16 protein-coding genes and 1 pseudogene are annotated in these 19,874 nt (G+C 38.0%); 14 read left to right on the top strand and 3 right to left on the bottom strand.

Annotation, left to right across the window (positions count from 1 at the left end; translation table 11 throughout):
* Positions 1–30 precede the first annotated feature (30 nt).
* Entirely contained in the window at positions 31–2,367 is a 2,337-nt protein-coding gene (locus tag E8M05_RS09730; protein WP_061100333.1) for an endonuclease MutS2, read from the top strand.
* Positions 2,368–2,465: 98 nt separating this feature from the next.
* Here the strand turns inward: E8M05_RS09730 and nadA are convergent, their stop codons facing one another.
* Positions 2,466–3,386: a quinolinate synthase NadA gene (gene nadA, locus E8M05_RS09725; RefSeq protein WP_003066446.1), complete on the bottom strand. Its 921-nt coding sequence runs from the start codon at positions 3,384–3,386 to the stop codon at positions 2,466–2,468.
* A gap of 236 nt (positions 3,387–3,622) precedes the next feature.
* On the opposite strand from nadA, the gene E8M05_RS09720 reads away from it, so the two are divergent.
* Positions 3,623–4,927 carry an L-aspartate oxidase gene (locus E8M05_RS09720; protein ID WP_048791123.1) on the top strand — a complete coding sequence of 435 codons (1,305 nt, stop codon included), beginning with the start codon at positions 3,623–3,625 and terminating at the stop codon, positions 4,925–4,927.
* 27 nt (positions 4,928–4,954) lie between these two features.
* Entirely contained in the window at positions 4,955–5,815 is an 861-nt protein-coding gene (nadC, locus tag E8M05_RS09715) for a carboxylating nicotinate-nucleotide diphosphorylase (RefSeq protein WP_048791132.1), read from the top strand.
* Positions 5,816–5,894: 79 nt separating this feature from the next.
* Here the strand turns inward: nadC and E8M05_RS09710 are convergent, their stop codons facing one another.
* On the bottom strand, positions 5,895–6,392 hold the full coding sequence (locus E8M05_RS09710; RefSeq protein ID WP_003066443.1) for a phosphatase PAP2 family protein: 498 nt from the start codon (positions 6,390–6,392) through the stop codon (positions 5,895–5,897).
* Between the two features lie 239 nt (positions 6,393–6,631).
* On the opposite strand from E8M05_RS09710, the gene trxA reads away from it, so the two are divergent.
* From trxA to E8M05_RS11635, 3 genes and pseudogenes are all read left to right on the top strand, one after another.
* Positions 6,632–6,946, top strand: coding sequence for a thioredoxin (gene trxA, locus E8M05_RS09705; protein ID WP_003066440.1), 315 nt, complete (start codon positions 6,632–6,634; stop codon positions 6,944–6,946).
* A 302-nt stretch (positions 6,947–7,248) separates the two neighbouring features.
* A pseudogene (locus E8M05_RS09700) lies at positions 7,249–7,694 on the top strand (transposase); the annotation flags it as partial.
* A gap of 241 nt (positions 7,695–7,935) precedes the next feature.
* Positions 7,936–8,100, top strand: coding sequence for an AAA family ATPase (locus tag E8M05_RS11635; RefSeq protein WP_003066435.1), 165 nt, complete (start codon positions 7,936–7,938; stop codon positions 8,098–8,100).
* A gap of 656 nt (positions 8,101–8,756) precedes the next feature.
* Here E8M05_RS11635 and E8M05_RS09690 read toward each other — a convergent pair.
* The gene (locus E8M05_RS09690; protein WP_041973379.1) at positions 8,757–9,527 is read right to left on the bottom strand and encodes a DeoR/GlpR family DNA-binding transcription regulator; all 771 of its coding nucleotides are present in this window, start codon (positions 9,525–9,527) and stop codon (positions 8,757–8,759) included.
* Positions 9,528–9,684: 157 nt separating this feature from the next.
* Here E8M05_RS09690 and E8M05_RS09685 point away from each other — a divergent pair, with 157 nt between their 5' ends.
* From E8M05_RS09685 to E8M05_RS09650, 8 genes are read left to right on the top strand one after another with little or no spacing between them, the layout of a single operon-like run.
* Positions 9,685–11,112, top strand: coding sequence for a rhamnulokinase (locus E8M05_RS09685; RefSeq protein ID WP_003066431.1), 1,428 nt, complete (start codon positions 9,685–9,687; stop codon positions 11,110–11,112).
* Complete coding sequence (locus E8M05_RS09680) at positions 11,096–12,883, top strand: L-fucose isomerase (protein WP_136596466.1); 1,788 nt, start codon at positions 11,096–11,098, stop codon at positions 12,881–12,883. The genes E8M05_RS09685 and E8M05_RS09680 overlap by 17 nt, the downstream gene beginning before the upstream one ends.
* A gap of 14 nt (positions 12,884–12,897) precedes the next feature.
* Complete coding sequence (locus E8M05_RS09675) at positions 12,898–13,542, top strand: L-fuculose-phosphate aldolase (RefSeq protein WP_003066427.1); 645 nt, start codon at positions 12,898–12,900, stop codon at positions 13,540–13,542.
* 17 nt (positions 13,543–13,559) lie between these two features.
* Positions 13,560–14,858: an ABC transporter substrate-binding protein gene (locus E8M05_RS09670; protein WP_003066425.1), complete on the top strand. Its 1,299-nt coding sequence runs from the start codon at positions 13,560–13,562 to the stop codon at positions 14,856–14,858.
* Positions 14,859–14,912: 54 nt separating this feature from the next.
* Positions 14,913–15,833, top strand: a complete 921-nt coding sequence (locus tag E8M05_RS09665) for a carbohydrate ABC transporter permease (RefSeq protein WP_003066423.1) — start codon at positions 14,913–14,915, stop codon at positions 15,831–15,833.
* A gap of 8 nt (positions 15,834–15,841) precedes the next feature.
* Positions 15,842–16,681 carry a carbohydrate ABC transporter permease gene (locus E8M05_RS09660; protein ID WP_041973375.1) on the top strand — a complete coding sequence of 280 codons (840 nt, stop codon included), beginning with the start codon at positions 15,842–15,844 and terminating at the stop codon, positions 16,679–16,681.
* The gene (locus E8M05_RS09655) at positions 16,678–18,012 is read left to right on the top strand and encodes an alpha-L-fucosidase (RefSeq protein WP_003066419.1); all 1,335 of its coding nucleotides are present in this window, start codon (positions 16,678–16,680) and stop codon (positions 18,010–18,012) included. The genes E8M05_RS09660 and E8M05_RS09655 overlap by 4 nt, the downstream gene beginning before the upstream one ends.
* Positions 18,002–19,873 (top strand): alpha-galactosidase, encoded by a 1,872-nt coding sequence (locus E8M05_RS09650; RefSeq protein ID WP_041973372.1) that lies wholly within the window; start codon positions 18,002–18,004, stop codon positions 19,871–19,873. Before E8M05_RS09655 ends, E8M05_RS09650 begins: the two co-directional genes overlap by 11 nt.
* The last annotated feature ends 1 nt before the right edge of the window (position 19,874 follow it).

Below are 19,874 nucleotides of genomic sequence, written 5' to 3'. Positions count from 1 at the left end.
GAAAAGTTAGGTTTTTGGTATAATAAAGATATGAACAACAGAATTTTAGAACAGTTAGAATTTGATAAAGTCAAGCAACTTTTTGCTGGCTATTTACAGACTGAGCAAGGCCAAGACGAGTTACGTAAACTTGAGCCAATGACTGAGCCTGACCGCATTTCACGTTCCTTTGATGAAATGTCGGACATGGAACAGATTTTCATTGAACACCATTCTTTTGGAATGGGGAGTTTGCGTGACATTTCTGAAAGTATGCGTCGCTTGGAATTGGATGCTGACGTTAATATTTCAGAAATTATCGACATCAAGAAAGTCTTGCAAGTCTCAGCTGAAATCAAGCATTTTTATAATGATTTGGAAAATGTAGAGTTGTCTGCATTAAATACTCTTTTTGAGAAGATTGAATTGTTGCCAAGTCTGCAAGGTAGCTTACAAGCGATTAATGACGGTGGTTTCATTGAAAATTTTGCAAGTTCAGAATTAGACCGTATTCGTCGCCAAATCAATCATGACGAAGGTAGAGTTCGTCAAATTTTGCAGGATATTTTGAAAAAACAAGCTGATCATTTGACAGAGACTTTGATTGCTAGTCGTAATGGTCGTGCGGTTTTGCCTGTGAAAAATAGCTACCGCAACCGTATTTCAGGGGTTGTGCATGATATTTCGGCATCAGGAAGTACGGTTTATATTGAACCGCGCGCAGTAGTGCAACTTAATGAAGAAATCACGCAATTGCGAGCAGATGAACGTCACGAAATGGCACGTATTTTACGTGAATTGTCAAATATGCTTCGCCCACATACTAATATTATTCGTAACAATGCGTGGGTTTTAGGGCATTTGGATTTTGTTCGTGCTAAGTTCCTCTTCATGCAGGAAAACAACGCAATCGTGCCACAATTATCAGCAGATAAAACCGTGCAACTATTACAAGCTCGCCACCCGCTTTTGACCGATCCAGTCGCCAATGACCTTCATTTTCTTAACGAATTGACCGTTATTGTTATTACAGGCCCAAATACTGGTGGTAAGACAGTCATGTTGAAAACATTAGGCTTAGCGCAGCTTATGGCGCAATCAGGCTTGCCAATCTTGGCTGACAAAGGTAGTAAAATCGCCGTATTTAATGAGATTTTTGCAGATATTGGCGACGAGCAATCTATCGAACAAAGTTTGTCAACATTCTCAAGCCATATGACAAATATTGTTGAGATTTTGGCAGCAGCAGATAAAGATAGTCTTGTCTTGGTCGATGAATTGGGAGCAGGAACTGACCCACAAGAAGGTGCCAGTCTTGCGATTGCCATTCTTGAACACCTTCGTCTCATGGAAATTAAAACCATGGCAACGACACATTATCCAGAATTGAAAGCTTACGGTATTGAGACAGAATTTGTGGAAAATGCCAGTATGGAATTTGATACAGAGACATTAAGTCCAACTTATCATTTTATGCAAGGTGTACCAGGGCGCTCAAATGCCTTTGAAATTGCTCGTCGTCTTGGTTTAGCAGAGATTATTGTCAATGAAGCAGAGCGTTTGACAGACTCTGATACGGATGTTAACCATATCATCGAGCGTTTGGAAGAACAAAACCATGAAAGTCGTAAACGACTTGACCATATCAAAGAAGTGGAACAAGATAACCTCAAATTCAATCGTGCGGTCAAGAAACTTTATAACGAATTTTCACATGCCAAGGACAAAGAACTTGAAAAAGCTCGCGCCAAAGCGCAAGAAATTGTGGATAAAGCCATGACAGAGAGTGAAGAAATTCTCAAAAATCTTCATGATAGAGCAAGCCTTAAACCGCATGAAGTTATTGAAGCCAAAAGTCAGCTGAAAAAATTGGCGCCTGAAGTTGATTTGTCGAAAAATAAAGTCCTCAAGAAAGCTAAAAAATTGCGCGCACCGCGCGTGGGTGATGACATTGTCGTCACAGCTTACGGACAACGCGGAACATTGGTTAACCAAGGGAAAAACGGGAAATGGGAAGTGCAAGTTGGTCTTATTAAAATGACACTTAAAGAGGACGAATTTACCCTTGTTAAAGTTCAAGAGGAAGCCCAAAAACCGAAGAAAAAACAAGTCAATGTGGTCAAGAAAAGCAAAAAATCAGCTGGTCCACGTGCCCGCCTTGATCTTCGTGGTAAACGCTATGAAGAAGCCATGCAAGAATTGGATGAATTTATCGACCAAGCCTTGCTAAATAACATGGCACAAGTCGATATTATTCACGGTATCGGAACAGGTGTTATCCGTGAAGGTGTCACAAAATACCTTCGCCGCAACAAACACGTCAAATCATTTGGTTATGCCCCACAAAATGCAGGTGGCAGCGGCTGCACCATTGCAAATCTAGGGTGAAGATAGAAAAAGTCTTTTTTCACAATTCAGAACAACTACCAAAAAACTCTTCCTGAAAAATGGAAGAGCTTTTTGTTTGTAGAAAATGCACATAAAATTTATTTTTGTCCGAGTAGAATCATTTGGTCGATAGAGCGGCGTGCACCATTGATTGTTTCTTCATCTAGGGTGATTTCTTCGCCTGCTTGACCGAGTAAGCAATTATAAATATCGGCTAGTGTTGTCATTTTCATATTGTGGCAAACGCACTCGGTTGATAACAGATAGAAACGTTTGTCTGGACATTCGAATTGCAAATGTTGGACAATACTGCTTTCGGTACCGATGATAAATTCTTTTTCAGAACTGTTTTTGGCGTAAGCCATGATTTCTGTGGTACTTCCTGCAAAATCAGCTAATTCGGTTACCTCTGCTAGACATTCTGGGTGAACAAGAACTTTGGCATTTGGATGTTCTTCACGCGCACGAATGACATCACGTTTACGCATGCGCATATGCGTTGGACAGCCACCTTTGAAAAATTCAAATTGCTTATTAGGACATTGTTCAGCGACCCATTGTCCAAGATTGCGGTCTGGAACAAAAAGGATTTTGTCATTGTCAATGTTACTGATGATTTTGACAGCAGAAGAAGATGTCACACAAACGTCAACAAGTGTTTTTACTTCTGATGTTGTGTTGATATAAGCAACAACGGTGTAATCTGGGTGAGCTTCCTTTAACCAGCTGACTAACTTTTTATCAATTTGCGCAGCCATTGGACAGCCAGCCATTGGATTTGCTAGGATAGATGTTTTTTCAGGAGATAGAACCTTGACAGTTTCTGCCATGAAACGAACGCCACACATGATAATTGTGTCTTGTGGTGCTTTGGCAGCGTATTTACTCAAGGCAAAAGAGTCACCGACAAAATCAGCCACTTCCCAAATATCCTGACTTTGGTAGGCATGGGCTAAAATGCAGACCCCTTTTTCCTTTTTGAGACGTAAAATCTCATCTTGCATCTCTCTTGTATTCATTGTAGATTGTGGTATCCTTCCTTGAATTGTCTTAGTTATATATTATAGTCCTGTAATCTATTAGTGTCAAGACACTTGTAAAGAATTTTGCTTAGATGTCTTGTCAGGTGTAAAGTTTAGTGGTAAAATGTTTCCTAAGTCGTATGATTTAATAACTAACCTATTTTAAATAGTGTTAATAAAAGTGACGGTTACAGTTTTAGTTCACTTGTAATTGTCAAAAAAAGAAGGTTTGTATGAAAACAAATGTACTTATTGTAGGGAGTGGTTGTTCAGGGCTTTATACGGCGCTGAATTTGCCACAAGAACTTCAAATTACTATTATTACTAAAGATACATTAGAAAATAGCGATTCCTTTTTAGCTCAAGGTGGCATTTGTATGTTAAAAGATGATTCGGATTATGAATCGTTTTTTGAGGACACTTTGCGAGCTGGTCATTATAAGAATGACAAGGTTTCTGTTGATTTGATGATTAAGTCATCACCTGATGTTATCAAAGATTTGCTTGATTTTGGTGTGGATTTTCAACGTGATGAAAATGGCAATCTAGTCTTTACACGTGAGGGTGCGCATTCGGATAAACGCATTCTCTTTTATCAAGACACAACAGGAAAAGAAATCACAAGTAGATTGCTTGCTGCGGTTAAAAAGCGTCCAAACATTACGTTGATGGAACACACCTGTTTGCTTGATATTTTAGAAGAAGATAATCGTTGTTACGGTGGCGTGGTGCGTCTTGAAAATGGTGATTTGGAAAAAATCACAGCTGACGTGACTGTTCTTGCCAGCGGTGGTGTTGGTGGTTTGTATAAAAACAGCACCAATTTCAAACATTTGACAGGTGATGCGCTAGCTATTTCTCTAAAACATGACATTGAACTCAAGGATATGTCTTATGTGCAAATTCACCCAACCACTCTTTATCAAGAAAATCCAAAAGAACGCTTATTTTTGATTTCTGAATCCGTTCGTGGGGAAGGGGCACTGCTTTACGATAAAAATATGAATCGTTTTGTGGATGAATTGCAGCCTCGTGACGTTGTAGCACAAGCTATTTTAAAACAAATGGAAAAAGACGGCACAGACCATGTTTGGGAAGATTTACGCACCATTTCCAAAAAAGAATTGGAAGAGCATTTTCCAAATATCTTGGCACATTGTCGTGAGGCTGGCTATGACCCATTCACAGAATGTATTCCTGTCGTGCCAGCGCAGCATTATTTCATGGGTGGAATTAAGGTTAATCACCACAGCAAAACAACCATGGATGCTCTGTATGCGGTTGGTGAAACAGCTTGTAATGGTGTGCATGGGCAAAACCGTCTGGCAAGTAATTCGCTGCTTGAAAGTCTCGTTTTTGCGAAACGTGCGGCTAAAGATTTGGTGGCTCACTATGAAACAGTTGCTAAATTGCCAGAAAGCTTGTCAGAGCTAGATTTGGAAGATTATCAAGACCAAGAAAGTCTCGAAGAGGACTACAAGAAAATGGTGCTTGAAAAGTTAACCGAGCAAAATCAACTGGCTAGTTGTATTGTATAGTCAGAATTGAGAAAAGAAAGGATAATGATGTTAGACCCAATTACCCTAAAATTAAACGTTGACCCGCTCATTTTGAGTGCTTTGTCTGAAGATATTAACAATGAAGATGTCTCAACGAATAGTGTTATGCCTGAAAATGTGGCTGGTCAAGTTGATTTGATTTGTAAAGAAGATGGGATTATCTGTGGCTTACCTGTTTTTGAACGCGTTTTTTACTTGCTTGACCCAACGACAACCTTTGACGTTTGGGTGAAAGACGGTGAAGCTGTCAAGGCAGGACAACATTTGGGAACCGTTCATGGTGATATTCGTGTCTTACTGTCAGGCGAACGTACGGCTCTTAACTATTTGCAACGTATGAGTGGCATTGCGACTTACACGCATGAAATGGCAGAGCTGTTGAAAGACAGTCCGATTACACTTCTTGATTCACGTAAGACCACGCCAAATAATCGTATTTTTGAAAAATACGCTGTTAAAGTTGGCGGCGGTAAAAATCACCGTTACAATTTATCAGACGGTGTCCTGTTGAAAGATAATCACATTGGCGCAGCAGGTGGTGTCAAGGAGGCTGTTCTTGCTGCTAAAAATTATGCTCCGTCTGTTCGTAAAATTGAAATCGAAGTTGAAACGCTTGAAATGGTCAAAGAAGCTGTGGAAGCAGGTGCTGACATTATCATGCTTGATAATATGGACCATGACACAATGAAAGAAGCAGTTGCTGTGGTTAATGGCAAGGCAGAAATCGAAATTTCTGGAAATGTGACTAAGGAAAATCTGGCTTCTTATGTTGATTTGAATGTCCAATATGTCTCAAGTGGAGCAATTACTCATTCTGCTAAAATTTTGGATTTATCCCTTAAAAATCTACATCCTGTTGATAACTGAGTTGATGAATTTCCAAAAGCAAAAATTATGGTTTGAAAAATCCCCAGCTCTTTAAAAGTTGGGGATTATAGGTTGACAACTAAAAAAGGAAAAGCAGTAATCCACAGACGATTCCAACGAGAAAACCCACCATGACATCGCGAGGATAATGTACACCGCCTAAAACGCGGCAAAGTGCAATCACTAGGGATAATATCAGAAAGAAAATGCCCAAAATAAGGTTCAACCGTAAAATAGCCATGCTGATAATGGTTGCCGAAAAGACATGACGACTTGGCATAGATTGTCCCTTGGTATTTTTTAAAATAAGTGGTGTGATGTTCCAAGTCTCGTAAGGACGAGGGGCATTGAGTAGCTTGCGCACAACTGATACTAACACAAATGAAATAGCTGGGATAAGAATGAAAGCAATCAACCTATTTGGCTGTTTACAAAACAGGTAAATTAGCATTAGCGGATAAACCAAATACATGATTTTTGTTAATAAACTATTGACAATTTGCAGGCAACGAATGGCGGTCGGTTTATTCTGAAAACTTCGTGTCAGCTTGTTATAAAATATATCGTAATTTTTCATAGCAGTCCTTTATGTGAGAATAGCTTTATTATAGCATATAAGTCAGACAGATATGGAAAATGAGAAGTTTTCAAAAAATTGTTTTCCGTAGCAATTAATTGTCAAATCAACAATTTTCTCGTAAAATAGGCTCATAAACTAATAGAAAAGGAAATGAACTTTAGGATTGTTTAGCTGGTCGTAGTTTACTTTTTAATAAGGTATTTTCCAGTAACCTCTAGAGTTCTAGGTAATTTATTATGGCACATAATATTACAGATGCGACATTCGAAGCAGAAACAAGTGAAGGGCTTGTCCTTATTGACTTTTGGGCAACTTGGTGTGGTCCATGTTTGATGCAAGCGCCAATTTTGGAACAATTGTCAGAAGAAATCGATGAAGACGAACTTAAAATCGTCAAAATCGATGTTGATGAAAATCCAGATACCGCACAAAAATTTGGTATCATGTCAATTCCAACATTGCTGTTCAAAAAAGACGGCGAAGTTGTGAAACAAGTGGCTGGTGTGCACACAAAAGAACAAATCAAAGAAATCGTTGCTGAATTAAGCTAATGATAGGGAGTGAGACAAATAAAGTCTCCAGTGGAGATTTTATTCATGAGCCTAAAAATTAAAAAGCGAATCAGTAGTTTCAAAGAAACTTGATTTTCAGCAAGTCTTAATTTCTTGTTGCTGATCTAAAACGGTCTATCCCCAGACCGTTTTTGACACTTACTTCGTAAGTTGTATTTCCCAATTATAAAGGTTCCCCGAACCTTTATAACTCACCCCTGCATGGCTCGAAAGATTTGGGAATCTTTCGAGGTGGGAGATAGAGTCAAGTGAAGATTGACATCGAAAAAGGGTTGTAAAAGCTGATTTATCAGCGTATTAGAACGCAGTCAACAGAAATCAGTTCTTATTTACCACAAGACCATATCGTTTTTACCATTGAAAAAGTGGTTAATGAGTTAGATGAGGATTATTTTACTACTTTTTATCATGAATTCGATCGTCCATCTTATCATCCTAAACTGCTACTGTTAGCTCTTTTATTGGCTTATTCTCAAGGAATTTTTTCTGGACGAAAAATAGAGAAACTCATGATTAAAAATCTAGTCATGCATTATTTGACCGGCCAACTTGTTATCAGTTATCGAACCATCAATCGTTTTTGTGTTGCTAATGGGATGATAGAGGCGATAAGAAACTTATTTATCGACCTTAATCTTCGACTTAAAATGGAAGAATTAGTCTCTCTAGAGTGTCTTTACATTGATGCACTAAGATTGAAGTTAATACCAATAAATATGGCTTTGTTTAGAAGAAAGCTGTTGCTAGCCTCTCTCTTAAACTTCAAGAAACGTTTGCAGGACGCAGTAGTTTTTCCAAGACCGATACAAAATCCACCTAAAAGAATTAAATCCTCATTGAGAGTTTAATTTGAAGATATCTACTCATAGTACAAGAGGATTGATAAAAAGATGTTTCAATTGGTCTATTAAAGAACCTCAACTTTACTGATAAATCTCCACTTGTCATCTTATTTTACGGAAATTTAGGTGTTGGTAAAAGATTTATTGTCAAGAGAAACAAACATTGTCTTAATTGATGAATTTGACAAAGTAAATATTGGTTTATACAACGTTTTTTATCAAATGTTTGATGAAGGGGAGTTGGAAGATATAAATTACTCTGTAGATGTTTCTAACGTATATTTGTTTTAACAACAAATTTTTGTAATGATAATGAAATAGTAGAAAAACTTGGATTACCTATATTCTCTAGGATTGATTTGAAAATATAAGAATGCTAAGGAGTTTTATAGATAAGTATATATGTAAAATTATTTTTGAAGAACTAGTTAATCGAAATAATAGTTTGACCTAAATATAGTATTGAGAGCTCAGGCTCTCTTTTTTCTTACCTTCTTTTCCAAATCTTCCCTGCTATTCTTATATCATCTCTGAGCTCGCGAAGACCCCAAAATATGATAATATTGTGGCGCCGAGTCTGTTACGAGGGCGGGTATGAACCGATAATAACGGTTACGGAGGACATCAGATGGGAGAATAAGTTAGTAAGGAAGTAAATTTTTCTGTAGAAGAGTATAGACAGGTACAGAAATTGATGGCATAGGAGGGTTATGAGCAATTCTCTCCCTTTGTCAGAGAGTTGAATTTTAATTGATTTGGTCTAGTACGTTTTTCTATTAAGAAAATCTTTATATTGGGGGTCTTAGGTTTCTCCCTAAAAAGTAAAATGTAACGAAAAAAGCAGATACCAAAGGTTCTGCTTTTTTCGTTACATTTTATCATAAGTGGGTACCCACTTACTGAGCTCGTCACAACAGTTTAATATTGTAGAGCGGTAAGCTAAGATATTATCTGTTGGCAATCCATTCAACTTCATATTTTTCTGCAGAAGTTAATAGTGATTCATCAGGAAATTTGTCTGAGATAATAGTTTTATACTGCTTTAAATTATTAATTTTGAAAAATCCAGATATACGAAATTTTGAACTATCAATAAGTAATATAGTCTCTTTAGCTTTATCAATGATAGTTTTTTTAGCACTTGCTTGACTGAAAGAAGCTTCATAAACATATTCTCCATCAATTCCTCTTGCGGAGCAAAATGCAAGGTCAATACTAAAATGTTCAAGAAGACTATTTTCCATACTATGATTTACAACGGAGGCAGAGTGGTGTTTAACCTCACCCCCAGTAATGAAAATTTTCATTGTTGGATTAGAAAGTTCAGAAAGCAACTGAGCAGTATTAAGTCCATTCGTAAAAATAATTAAGTTGTCTATAGTAGATAGGAAAGGACATAATTCATAAACTGTTGTACTTGAATCCAAGTAAATACACATCCCTGGACCAATAAAATCTTTTGCAAGGTCAGCAATTATTTTTTTCTCAGATCTATTTTCAGTTTCCCTGATACTATGTGCAAGCTCAACAGTATTAAAGGAGTTTAATATAACCTCCCCATGTTTTCGTTTTATGAGTCCTTGTTCTTCAAGAAAAATTAGGTCTCTACGAAGTGTAGAAGTACTTGAAAAAGTTAATTTTTCAAGTTGTTTTACATCGATTCTCTTTCTATTTTGAAGAATATCTGTTATTTCCTGTAATCGTTTATCTCTACTCATGCTAACACCTCTTAAGTACATAATAACATATTTTGAACAAAAATGGCGATTTTGTATCAATATTTTGAATAGTTTTCAATCTATCGTTCAAGTATTGTAATGGAATTGTAGATATATTAAAATAAAATCATGAAAGCGGTAACAGAAAAGGAGTCTAATGAAAACTATATTGGCAATCGATCTTGGTGCTACGTCAGGTAGAGGAATCCTGTATTCTATTGAAAAGGGAAAATTGATTTCGAAAGAAGTTAGTAGATTTAAAAATTCAATTCATAAAGTTAAGGGAAGATTATGTTGGAACATAGATAACCTAGAAAAAAATATAAAAAAATGTATTAAAGTTTCTCAACAGCAGTCAAAATTATCTTCTATAGGAATTGATACATGGGGAGTAGATTTTGTATTCTTGGATACTAATGGTGAAATCATTACTCAACCTGTTAGTTATCGAGATAGTCGAACAGAATCAATATTAGATGAGATTGCTAGATACTCTTCTTTAAATGATTTGTATTTTAAGACTGGTAATCAGTTAATGGAGATTAACACACTATTTCAATTAATTGCATGTAAATCTCAGACTCCTGAAGAATATTTCAAAGCAAATAAACTATTAATGATTTCTGATTATTTGAATTATTCATTGACTGGTGAGGTTGCGATTGAAAGAAGTATAGCCTCTACAATGCAAATGGTTAACCCCTTGACAAAAGACTGGAACCAAGAGGTTTTAAAAACATTTGAAATTTCTGAATTACTTTTACCGAAATTAGTATCCGAAGGAAATATTCTAGGTAAAACATCTAAAGAAATTTCAAAGAATGAAATAGTAGTAGTCAATGTCTGTCAACATGATACAGCAAGTGCGGTAGCAGCGATACCACATGAAGAAGAAAATTTACTATATATTTCTTGTGGAACGTGGTCATTAATCGGAACAGAGTTGAAATCTCCTATACTTACAGATAGTGCGCTGAAGTATAATTTTACAAATGAAGCGGGCTATGATGGGACCACTAGATTTTTGAAAAATTGTACTGGACTCTGGATTCTTGAAGAATTAAAAAAATCATTCTTTAAATTAGGCAATGACTTTTCTTATGACGAAATTACTGAAATGGTGAGTAATACGAGAAGTTGTGTCCCAACATTTGATACGGATGCTTCGACATTTTCAAGTCCAGGGAACATGATTGAAAAGATTGTCGATTATTTTGCAGATGAAGATATAACAATATCACCAGATCCAGCAATTCTATTTAAAATAGTTTATCAAAGTTTGGCCGAAAAATATCAAGAAGTCATTCTACAATTGGAAAAAATAACTGGAAATGTCTATAAGAGGATTGACTTGATAGGCGGTGGTTCTAAGTCGAACTATTTCTCACAATTAGTAGCAGATGTAACAGGAAAGACTGTGGTTACTGGTCTGTATGAAGCAACTTCAATTGGTAATGCACTCGTTCAATTTAAGGCTCTTGGCTGTGTTAAAGATATGAAAGAAGCCAAGAAACTTGTCAAAGAGTCTATAACATTTAACTATTTCTACCCAAAAGAGGAGGAAGAAAATGACACTATATCCTAAAATTGGAATCCGTCCAACCATTGACGGTCGACAGGGCGGTGTAAGGGAATCCTTAGAAGAAAAAACCATGCAGATGGCCCTAGCTGCTAAGGATTTGATTGAGTCCAATTTGCGTTATGCAGATGGAACACCTGTTCAGTGTTTACTGGCCAGTCGAACCATTGGTGGTCAGGGCGATGCAGGTATTGTCTACGATGAGTTTGCTCGTGACAATATAGTTGCTACCTTATCTGTCACACCAAGTTGGTGCTATGGGACAGAAACCATGGATATGGATCCGCACACGATTAAAGCTATTTGGGGCTTTAATGGGACAGAGCGGCCTGGTGCAGTTTATCTAGCCGCAGCCATGAGTGGCTATGCTCAAAAGGGTTACCCAGCATTCAAGATTTATGGCCATGATGTTCAGGACTTGGATGACAATAGCATTCCTGCTGATGTGGCTGAAAAAATCTTGCTATTTGCCAAAGGGGCGATTGCTGCTGGTCAGATGAAAGGCAAGTCCTATGTCAACATTGGAGCTTCTTCAATGGGGATTGCGGGTTCTCAGGTTACCACTTCCTTCTTTGAAGACTATCTGGGAATGTTGGTCGAATTTGTGGATATGACAGAAATCCTTCGCCGTATGGAGTTGGAAATCTACGATAAAGAAGAATATGAAAAAGCTCTTGCTTGGATCAAGGAATATTGTAAAGAGGGTGTTGACATCAATGCAGGAAAAGAATTTCCAGACGTGATTACCAAGTCTAAGGTGATTCCAGCTGATAAGGATTGGGAATTTATTGCCAAGCAAACCTTGATTATTCGAGATATTCTCTTTGGAAATCCTCGCTTGGCAGAGATTGGTTGGGAAGAGGAAGCTCGTGGAAGAAATGCTATTTCAGGTGGTTTCCAAGGTCAACGTCAATGGACAGACTGGTTGCCTAATGGAGATTTCGCTGAAGCGATTCTGGCTTCTACCTTTGACTGGAATGGTCCAAGACCTGTTACTGCCTTTGCAACAGAAAATGATACCTTGAATGCGATTGCCATGCTATTTGGAACCCTTCTAACCAACAAGGCTCCAATTTTCTCTGATGTTCGGACTTATTGGAGCCCAGAGGCGGTCAAACGAGTAACTGGTCAAAAACTAACAGGTCGGGCAAAAGATGGTATTCTTCACCTTATCAACTCAGGTGCTTCAGCCCTTGATGGAAGTGCAGCAGCACGCGATGAAGCTGGTCAGCCAACCATGAAAGAATTTTGGAATATGACGGAGGAGGACATCAAAGCTTGTCTGGAAGCTACAGACTGGTGTCGAGCTAATTACGAATATTTCCGTGGCGGCGGTTATTCTTCTCACTTCAAAACTCAAGGTGAGTTACCTGTAACCTTAATTCGTGTCAATTTAGTCAAGGGTGTTGGTCCAAGTCTACAGATTGCCGAAGGCTACACCTGCCCATTGGATGATGAAGTACACTATACCTTGGATGAGCGAACAGATAAAACATGGCCAACAACCTGGTTTGCTCCGAATCTTGGAGAATCTGGTTTTGAAACGGTTTATGATGTTATGAATCATTGGGGTTCTAACCACGGTGCCTTTGTTCATGGACACATTGGTGCGGAAGTTATCACTCTGGCTAGTATGTTGCGAATCCCAGTAGCCCTCCACAATATTCCAAGAGAACGAATTTTCCGTCCAAGCATTTTTGACGGTGTTGGTACTAAAGATTTAGAAGCAGCGGATTTCAAGATGTGTGAGGTTTTAGGACCGCTATATAGTAAATAAAAGGAGAATACTTTATGTTTATGGGAAAAGAAAGAAAGGAACTTATAAAGTACGGTAAAAAGTTAGTTACTGAAGGCTTAACCAAAGGTACTGGTGGGAACTTGAGCGTATTTAACCGTGAAAAAGGTCTAATAGCAATTACTCCATCTGGAATTGATTTCTTTGAAATCAAGGAAGAGGATATCGTTATCATGGACTTGGAAGGGAGAGTAGTCGAAGGTGAAAAACTTCCTTCTAGCGAGTGGTATATGCACCTGATTCAATACCAGCAACGAGAGGACCTTGATGCAGTCATTCACGCCCATACCACTTACGGAACCGTTCTGTCAGTGCTAAGAGAACCATTGCTAGCTAGCCACTATATGATTGCTGTAGCAGGAAAGGATGTCCGAGTAGCAGATTATGCCACATATGGGACTAAGGAATTAGCTGAAAACGCTGCTGAGGCTATGAAAGATAGACGTGCAGTCTTTCTTGCTAACCACGGTATCTTGGCAGGTGCTCAGGATTTACTGAATGCCTTCAATATCATTGAGGAGGTTGAGTACTGTTCAAAAATTTATTGTGTTGCCAAAAGTATAGGAGAACCAGTGATCCTTCCAGATGAAGAAATGGAATTGATGGCTGAAAAATTTAAAACATACGGACAAAGGAAATAATTTCGGAGGAAAATAAAATGAAAAAAAGTTTGTTGAAATGCGGTGCATTATGTTTGTTTGCTTCAGTCATTCTTGCTGCTTGCGGGTCGTCATCAGGAACTAGTTCAAGTACTGAAAAAGCTGCAAGTGGTGACGATACTGTTCTAGAGTTCTATCATGGCTATCACCATAGTGAAGAAGAATGGCCAGCAGCCAAAGTCATGCGTGATCTTTATGATGAATTTGCTAAAAGACACGCAACTGGTGACGTTGAATTTAAACCGATTCCTGTGAACGGAAGTTTGACAGACATCATGAACAACAAGGTTGCAAGTGGTGAGTTTCCAGATATGATTGACTTGGCTGGTAGTGATGTTTCCCTGGCGGCGATTGAACAAAGCTTAGTTCTAGATTTGAAACCATATATTGATGAAAATGGCTTAGAAAAAAATGTTGGTCTAAACTATACACAAAATGATGTAAATGGAAAAATCTACACAGTACATGACCAATTGTTGACCTTGGGTCTATGGTATAATGCGGATATTTTCTCAAAAGCTGGAGCTAAAACTCCTGACCAATGGACCAAGTGGAGTGACTTTACTGAAGCTATGGCTTTGGTTCGGAAACAAGGAGTCTATGCCTTTGGTGCAGGGGAACCAGCAATTCGTCTTTTTAACACAGTACTTGGCTCATCTGAAGCAGGTCGTAAACTGTTAGAAGGACCTCTAACTATTGAAGGAATAGATTCAAAAGAATTTGCTGAAGCGCTTAAATTGGTTACGACAGAAGTTCAAGCAAATGGCTCAGCCAATGCAGGCGGTGATGCCAATGTCTATTCTACTGATTTTACAGAAAATAAATCAGCTGTATTCTTTAATGGTGTTTGGGCAGCAGGTGGATTGAAAGATAATACTGCTTTAAAACCAGGTTTGTATGCTGGTAATGTTGCGATTAGTTCAGCTGGTGGTGGTATTACAATTTCAAGCAACCTTTCTGCAGAAGAAGAAAAACTTGCTTTGGAGTTTGTAAAATATATGACTAGTGATGAAGTTCAGACAACCATTTTCGAAAAAGTTGGTGCCAACCCAGCTAGCCAGGCGATTGATGCTGCACAAATTGCAAGTGGCTCTGATGACGCTACTGTAAAACTCTTAGGTGAAGCAACTTCAATGGCAAACAATGCAAATGTAACTGTCCCTACTGTTGCATCAGTTTGGGGTGATGATGTTCGTACTGCCATTATCAACGCATTGACTGAAAGTGCTTCTGACGGTGTAGATATTGATCAGAAAGTAAAAGAAACACAAGACATCTTGAAAGCCCTTATCGGCTAATGTAACAGGGCTAAGGATGGATTCCTTAGCCCTGTTTTAGGAAGTGAGTATTTTATGGCAAAGAAAACCATGACATTACAAAATAGGAAGGCACAGAAACAACGATTTATTTTTCTATTTTTACTACCAACATTAGTTTGTTTCTTTCTCTTCTACTTTTATTCGGTGGTAACTATTTTTGCAACCTCCTTTACTAAGTGGGATTACACGAATTTAACCAGCCCAGAATTTCTAGGTTTTGGCAATCTCTTTGCCAATTATAAGTACATTTTTAGTGAGTATCCTTTCTTTTTGGAAGCACTGAAAAATTCAATTACATGGGCAATTATTGGTGTAGTCATTCAAGTTCCATTAGCATTATCAGTAGCTATCGCCTTATCTAAAAAATTAGCTGGGTGGAAACTATCACGGAATCTTTACATTATTCCAAGTATTATTTCTAGTGCAGCCATGGGCTTAATTTTTCTCCAAATTTACAATCCAAATTATGGAGTCGTTAACCAAGTTATTCGTTTCTTTAACCCTGAATTTTCGGATGCCATTTTATTGACACCTGGTTGGAATATTATTGCGATGACCTGTGCCTATGTTTTCTTTGCAGGAACATCAACCATTATGATTTTAGGTCAAATTTTTGCCATTCCACAAGAAATTCATGAAGCAGCGATTTTAGATAATATAACAGGTTGGAGAAGGGAGTGGTATATCACCATTCCAATGATAAAAGATACATTAAAAACGGTAGCGATTATGGCCGCAACCTCAGGTTTCCTACTGTATAACGAAGTATTTTTCCTAACAAATGGTGCAGCAGGAACAAAAAGTATCAGTTTTATCATCAGGGAGTTGGCAGTATCCAGCTCTCGGACACAATACGCCAGAGCTAACACCATAGGTGTGGTTCAGATTCTAGGCGGGATGTTAATCATTTTGTCTATCAATCTGATATTCAAAGAAAGTAAACGTAGAAAGTGAGAGAGCGTATGGACAGTCGTTTGAATAGTCTTTCCAAAACAGGAAAATTGATTATATATACTTATATGGTTATTACTTGCTTGATTTCAGTGTTTCCAATTTTATGGATTTTCCTCTCTTCCTTAAAAGCAGATCCAATGAAAAATCCTGGTATTAGCTTGCCAACTGATTTAAGTTTTGATGGTTATATCAAGGTGTTTACAGAACTGCATGTATTGGATTACTTTTGGAACAGTTTTAAAGTGGTTTCAATTTCCGTTATTATCAGCATCATCATGATTTCCATGTCTTCTTATGTCATAGCTCGAATGGATTTCCGTGGCAAAAAGTTGATAACTGCCATGTTGTACTCAACTCTTTTTATCCCTGCTACAGCTATGACATTTCCAGTCTATCGCTTGGTAAATGTTCTGGGGATTTATAATACACCAGTAGCTCTGATTTTTGTCTACTCTTGTAGCGGTATTGCTATGAGTTTCTTTATCATAAAAAACTATTTTGCAATCATCCCTAAAGAATTGGAAGAAGCTGCTGAGATTGATGGAGCAAGCTATGCTCAGACATTTTGGAAAGTCATGCTTCCCATTGCTAGACCGGGTATTTTAACGGCAGCGATTCTAGCCTTTATTAACAACTGGAATGAGTATTACTGGGCTTCTATGCTGATTATCAATAAAGATGAGTTGACGGTTCCAGCCTTACTTGGACAGTTCACTACTAGCTTTAATACCAATTATAATGGTCTTTTCTCAGCTATCGTTGTGATTATCTTACCACCAATTTTACTCTTTGCTTTTGCAAGTAAATACTTTATTGAAGCTTTAGGAGGAGGAGCAGTTAAAGGATGACAAAAAATAATTTACAAGAAATAAATAAACGGACCGAATGGTTCCGAAGAGATCGATTTGGTATGTTCATTCATTGGGGACTTTATTCTATCCCTGGAAAAGGGGAATGGATTCGTAGCCACCAGCAATTATCTATTGAGGACTATCAACCATTTTTTGAGGCATTTAATCCTGTCAAATACAATCCGAGAGAGTGGGCAAAAGTGGCAAAGGCGGCAGGTATGAAATACATGGTCTTGACCGCCAAGCACCATGATGGATTTTGCTTGTTTGACTCAGCCTATACTGACTACAAGGCTACAAACACACCAATTGGAAAGGACTTGGTGGCTGAGTTTGTTGAAGCGGTACGAGAAGAAGGATTAAAAGTAGGTCTATACTTCAGTCTGATTGACTGGTATCATCCAGATTATCCGAAATATGGCGATATGATTCACCCCATGCGCGAGAATGAAGCCTTCAAAGGTGAGAAGATTGACTTTGATAACTACTTGGCTTTCTTACACAATCAAGTAGAAGAAATTGTCACTAAGTATGGCAAACTGGACATTCTATGGTTTGACTACTCTTATGGAGAAATGTTCGGTGAGAAGTGGCGTGCAACAGATTTGATTACGCTTGTACGTAAGCATCAACCAGATGTAGTTGTTGACAATCGTTTAGAAACATCAGGAGAAGGATTTGGAAGTATTGTAACGGATAATATCAATCTTTATTCTGGAGACTTTGTCAGTCCAGAGCAGATTGTTCCGCATGAAGGAATTCGAAATATCCATGGTGAGCCGATTCCTTGGGAACTTTGCTTAACCATGAATAATAACTGGGCCTACAATCCTACGGATCATCTCTACAAATCGTCCAAGACACTTATTCGTAAGTTGGTTGAGTGTGTAAGTAAAAATGGGAATATGATTCTGAATGTAGGTCCAGATGCACTAGGTATTATCAATCAAGAGAGTCAGGAAATTCTAAATGATTTTGGAAAATGGCTGGATAAGAATGGTGAATCTATCTATGGTTGTGGCGTTAGTTCATTACCTAAGCCAGAATGGGGCTACTATACTCAAAAAGGGAATACGGTTTATGCCCATGTCTTCGAACAGCCAATTGGTCCACTTGCCTTGATTGGTATCGATGAAAGCAAAGTAAAAAGGATGAGTTTCCTTCATGATGGTAGTGAAGTGAAGATTTCTAAGAGCTGGACAACTAATGCTTACGAAGGGATTTGTTTTGCCCAGTACGGTGATATTCCTCACTTTACTTATCCTTTGCCAGACAGCGTAGATAGTGTGATTAAGATTGAATTAGTAGGTGATGATAGTGAAGATTGAAAATAAACATATGGCACGCTATTTTAAATTAGAAGATGGGAAGTTTTATACTTCCCATCTCTTGAATAAAAAGCTTGATGAACCCATTGGAAACGAAAAAAATACGGAATTCGTTGTTTCTTTCTGTGATGGAAGCCAGCTCAGCTCTGAGGATTTTACAGCTCATGTTGTCGAACAAACCAATGAAACTCTTTTGGTGAGTTTCTATCATTCAGAAATCCAGTTAACCATTCTATATTCAGGACGAGAAGATGTACTTGCTAAAGAGGTTACTATTCTGTCATCTTCTAAAACAATCAATTATATGGATGCGGAGCAGTTTGGTTTTGCAAATTTAGAGCAGGTATATATTCCGAAACAGCAAGAAGATATTAAAGAAATGGCTGGATTTTCTGGCTATTATGTAGAGTTGGGGCAACCGATTTATGCAAAGTCTTTCTTCTTTGGTATGGAGTTTCCAATGGGAGAAAACAGACTGGTAGATCAGATCTATTTTTCTCGCTACTATGTCGGATATGAGATTAAAGAGCCGAAAAAAATCTGGCCAGTTGTTATTGGTGCGGCTTCTGGATTTGAGAAGTCAAGCATTCAACAGGATTTCTTTACCTACATTAGTGGAATTGCTCAGCCAAGTTACTTCAGAAAACAATACAATTCTTGGTATGACCATATGACTGCCATTGATGAAGGGATTATTGTAAAGAGTTTTGAGGAAATTTCACACGGATTTGAAGATAATGGTGTGAAGTTGGATGCCTATGTCGTTGATGATGGCTGGTGTGATTACCAAAGTGTTTGGGAATTTAATGAAAAGTTTCCTAACGGTCTAACAAAGGTAAAAGTTCTCGTAAATAATCTGGGTGCTAGTCTTGGCCTTTGGATTGGGCCACGTGGAGGCTATAACGGAACAGAAGTTATCATGAGTGACTGGTTGGAGGTTCATCCAGAATTCGGTAGTAAGAATTCTTTGTCAAATGATGTTAATATTGGTGATTTTAATTATTTGGAGCGAATGAAGCAAAAAATGTTGGATTACCAAAAAAAATATGATATCAGCTATTGGAAAATTGATGGTTGGTTGCTGAAGCCAGAAAAAACAGATTCTAGTGGTAAATTTTCCATGCACACCATGACGCCTGTTTATGAATTCTTGATTGGCTTGTTAAAAGATTTGAGGGCAGAGCGTGGAGATAGAGATTGCTGGCTAAACTTGACTTCTTATGTCAATCCAAGCCCATGGTTCTTACAATGGGTTAACAGCCTTTGGATACAAATTTCGCAGGATGTTGGCTTTACAGAAAATGCTGGGAATGATATTCAACGGATGATTACCTACCGTGATTGCCAATATGAAGAATTCTTAACCAAACGGGATATTCAATTGCCACTTTGGAGTCTTTATAACCATGAACCTGTCTATGCAAGTACGGCTCATACCTGGTACATGGACCATCAAATGTATGCCAGTGTAGAAGAGTTTGAAGACTATCTCCTGTTTATTTCCACTCGTGGAAATGCTTTTTGGGAGTTCCATTATTCCTATACAATGTTTGATCAGGAACGTTGGGAGGCCAATGCTCGTGCTGTCAAGTGGATAGAGAACAATTACTCAACTCTAAAACACAGTCAAATGATTGGTGGCAAACCGTCAGCGTTTGAAATTTATGGTTACAGATGTATTGATGAAGAAGCAGGGAAAGAAATCCTTTCGCTTCGGAACCCAGCTAGTCATTCAGCCACTATCCAGTTAGATAAGATCAATCTTTCTGAGTATCAGTTGGTTAAAGGTGACTATAAAGTCCTGTCAGAAACAGAGTATGAACTAGCTCCATATACAATTCTGATTGCGCAGAGAAACTAGG

The sequence above is a fragment of the Streptococcus pasteurianus genome, from assembly GCF_004843545.1.
Taxonomy (GTDB): domain Bacteria; phylum Bacillota; class Bacilli; order Lactobacillales; family Streptococcaceae; genus Streptococcus; species Streptococcus pasteurianus.
Note: the sequence above shows the minus strand (reverse complement) of the source record. Positions and strands in the feature narration are given on the sequence as shown.

What these genes read in the sequence shown, in the direction of transcription:
- E8M05_RS09730 (WP_061100333.1), top strand. Translation starts at nt 31, where the DNA reads ATGAACAACAGAATTTTAGAACAGTTAGAATTTGATAAAGTCAAGCAA.
- E8M05_RS09675 (WP_003066427.1), top strand. Translation starts at nt 12,898, where the DNA reads ATGTTTATGGGAAAAGAAAGAAAGGAACTTATAAAGTACGGTAAAAAG.
- E8M05_RS09685 (WP_003066431.1), top strand. Translation starts at nt 9,685, where the DNA reads ATGAAAACTATATTGGCAATCGATCTTGGTGCTACGTCAGGTAGAGGA.
- E8M05_RS09690 (WP_041973379.1), bottom strand. Translation starts at nt 9,527, where the DNA reads ATGAGTAGAGATAAACGATTACAGGAAATAACAGATATTCTTCAAAAT.
- nadC (WP_048791132.1), top strand. Translation starts at nt 4,955, where the DNA reads ATGTTAGACCCAATTACCCTAAAATTAAACGTTGACCCGCTCATTTTG.
- E8M05_RS09720 (WP_048791123.1), top strand. Translation starts at nt 3,623, where the DNA reads ATGAAAACAAATGTACTTATTGTAGGGAGTGGTTGTTCAGGGCTTTAT.
- E8M05_RS09665 (WP_003066423.1), top strand. Translation starts at nt 14,913, where the DNA reads ATGGCAAAGAAAACCATGACATTACAAAATAGGAAGGCACAGAAACAA.
- E8M05_RS09680 (WP_136596466.1), top strand. Translation starts at nt 11,096, where the DNA reads ATGACACTATATCCTAAAATTGGAATCCGTCCAACCATTGACGGTCGA.
- trxA (WP_003066440.1), top strand. Translation starts at nt 6,632, where the DNA reads ATGGCACATAATATTACAGATGCGACATTCGAAGCAGAAACAAGTGAA.
- nadA (WP_003066446.1), bottom strand. Translation starts at nt 3,386, where the DNA reads ATGAATACAAGAGAGATGCAAGATGAGATTTTACGTCTCAAAAAGGAA.
- E8M05_RS09660 (WP_041973375.1), top strand. Translation starts at nt 15,842, where the DNA reads ATGGACAGTCGTTTGAATAGTCTTTCCAAAACAGGAAAATTGATTATA.
- E8M05_RS09670 (WP_003066425.1), top strand. Translation starts at nt 13,560, where the DNA reads ATGAAAAAAAGTTTGTTGAAATGCGGTGCATTATGTTTGTTTGCTTCA.
- E8M05_RS09655 (WP_003066419.1), top strand. Translation starts at nt 16,678, where the DNA reads ATGACAAAAAATAATTTACAAGAAATAAATAAACGGACCGAATGGTTC.
- E8M05_RS09710 (WP_003066443.1), bottom strand. Translation starts at nt 6,392, where the DNA reads ATGAAAAATTACGATATATTTTATAACAAGCTGACACGAAGTTTTCAG.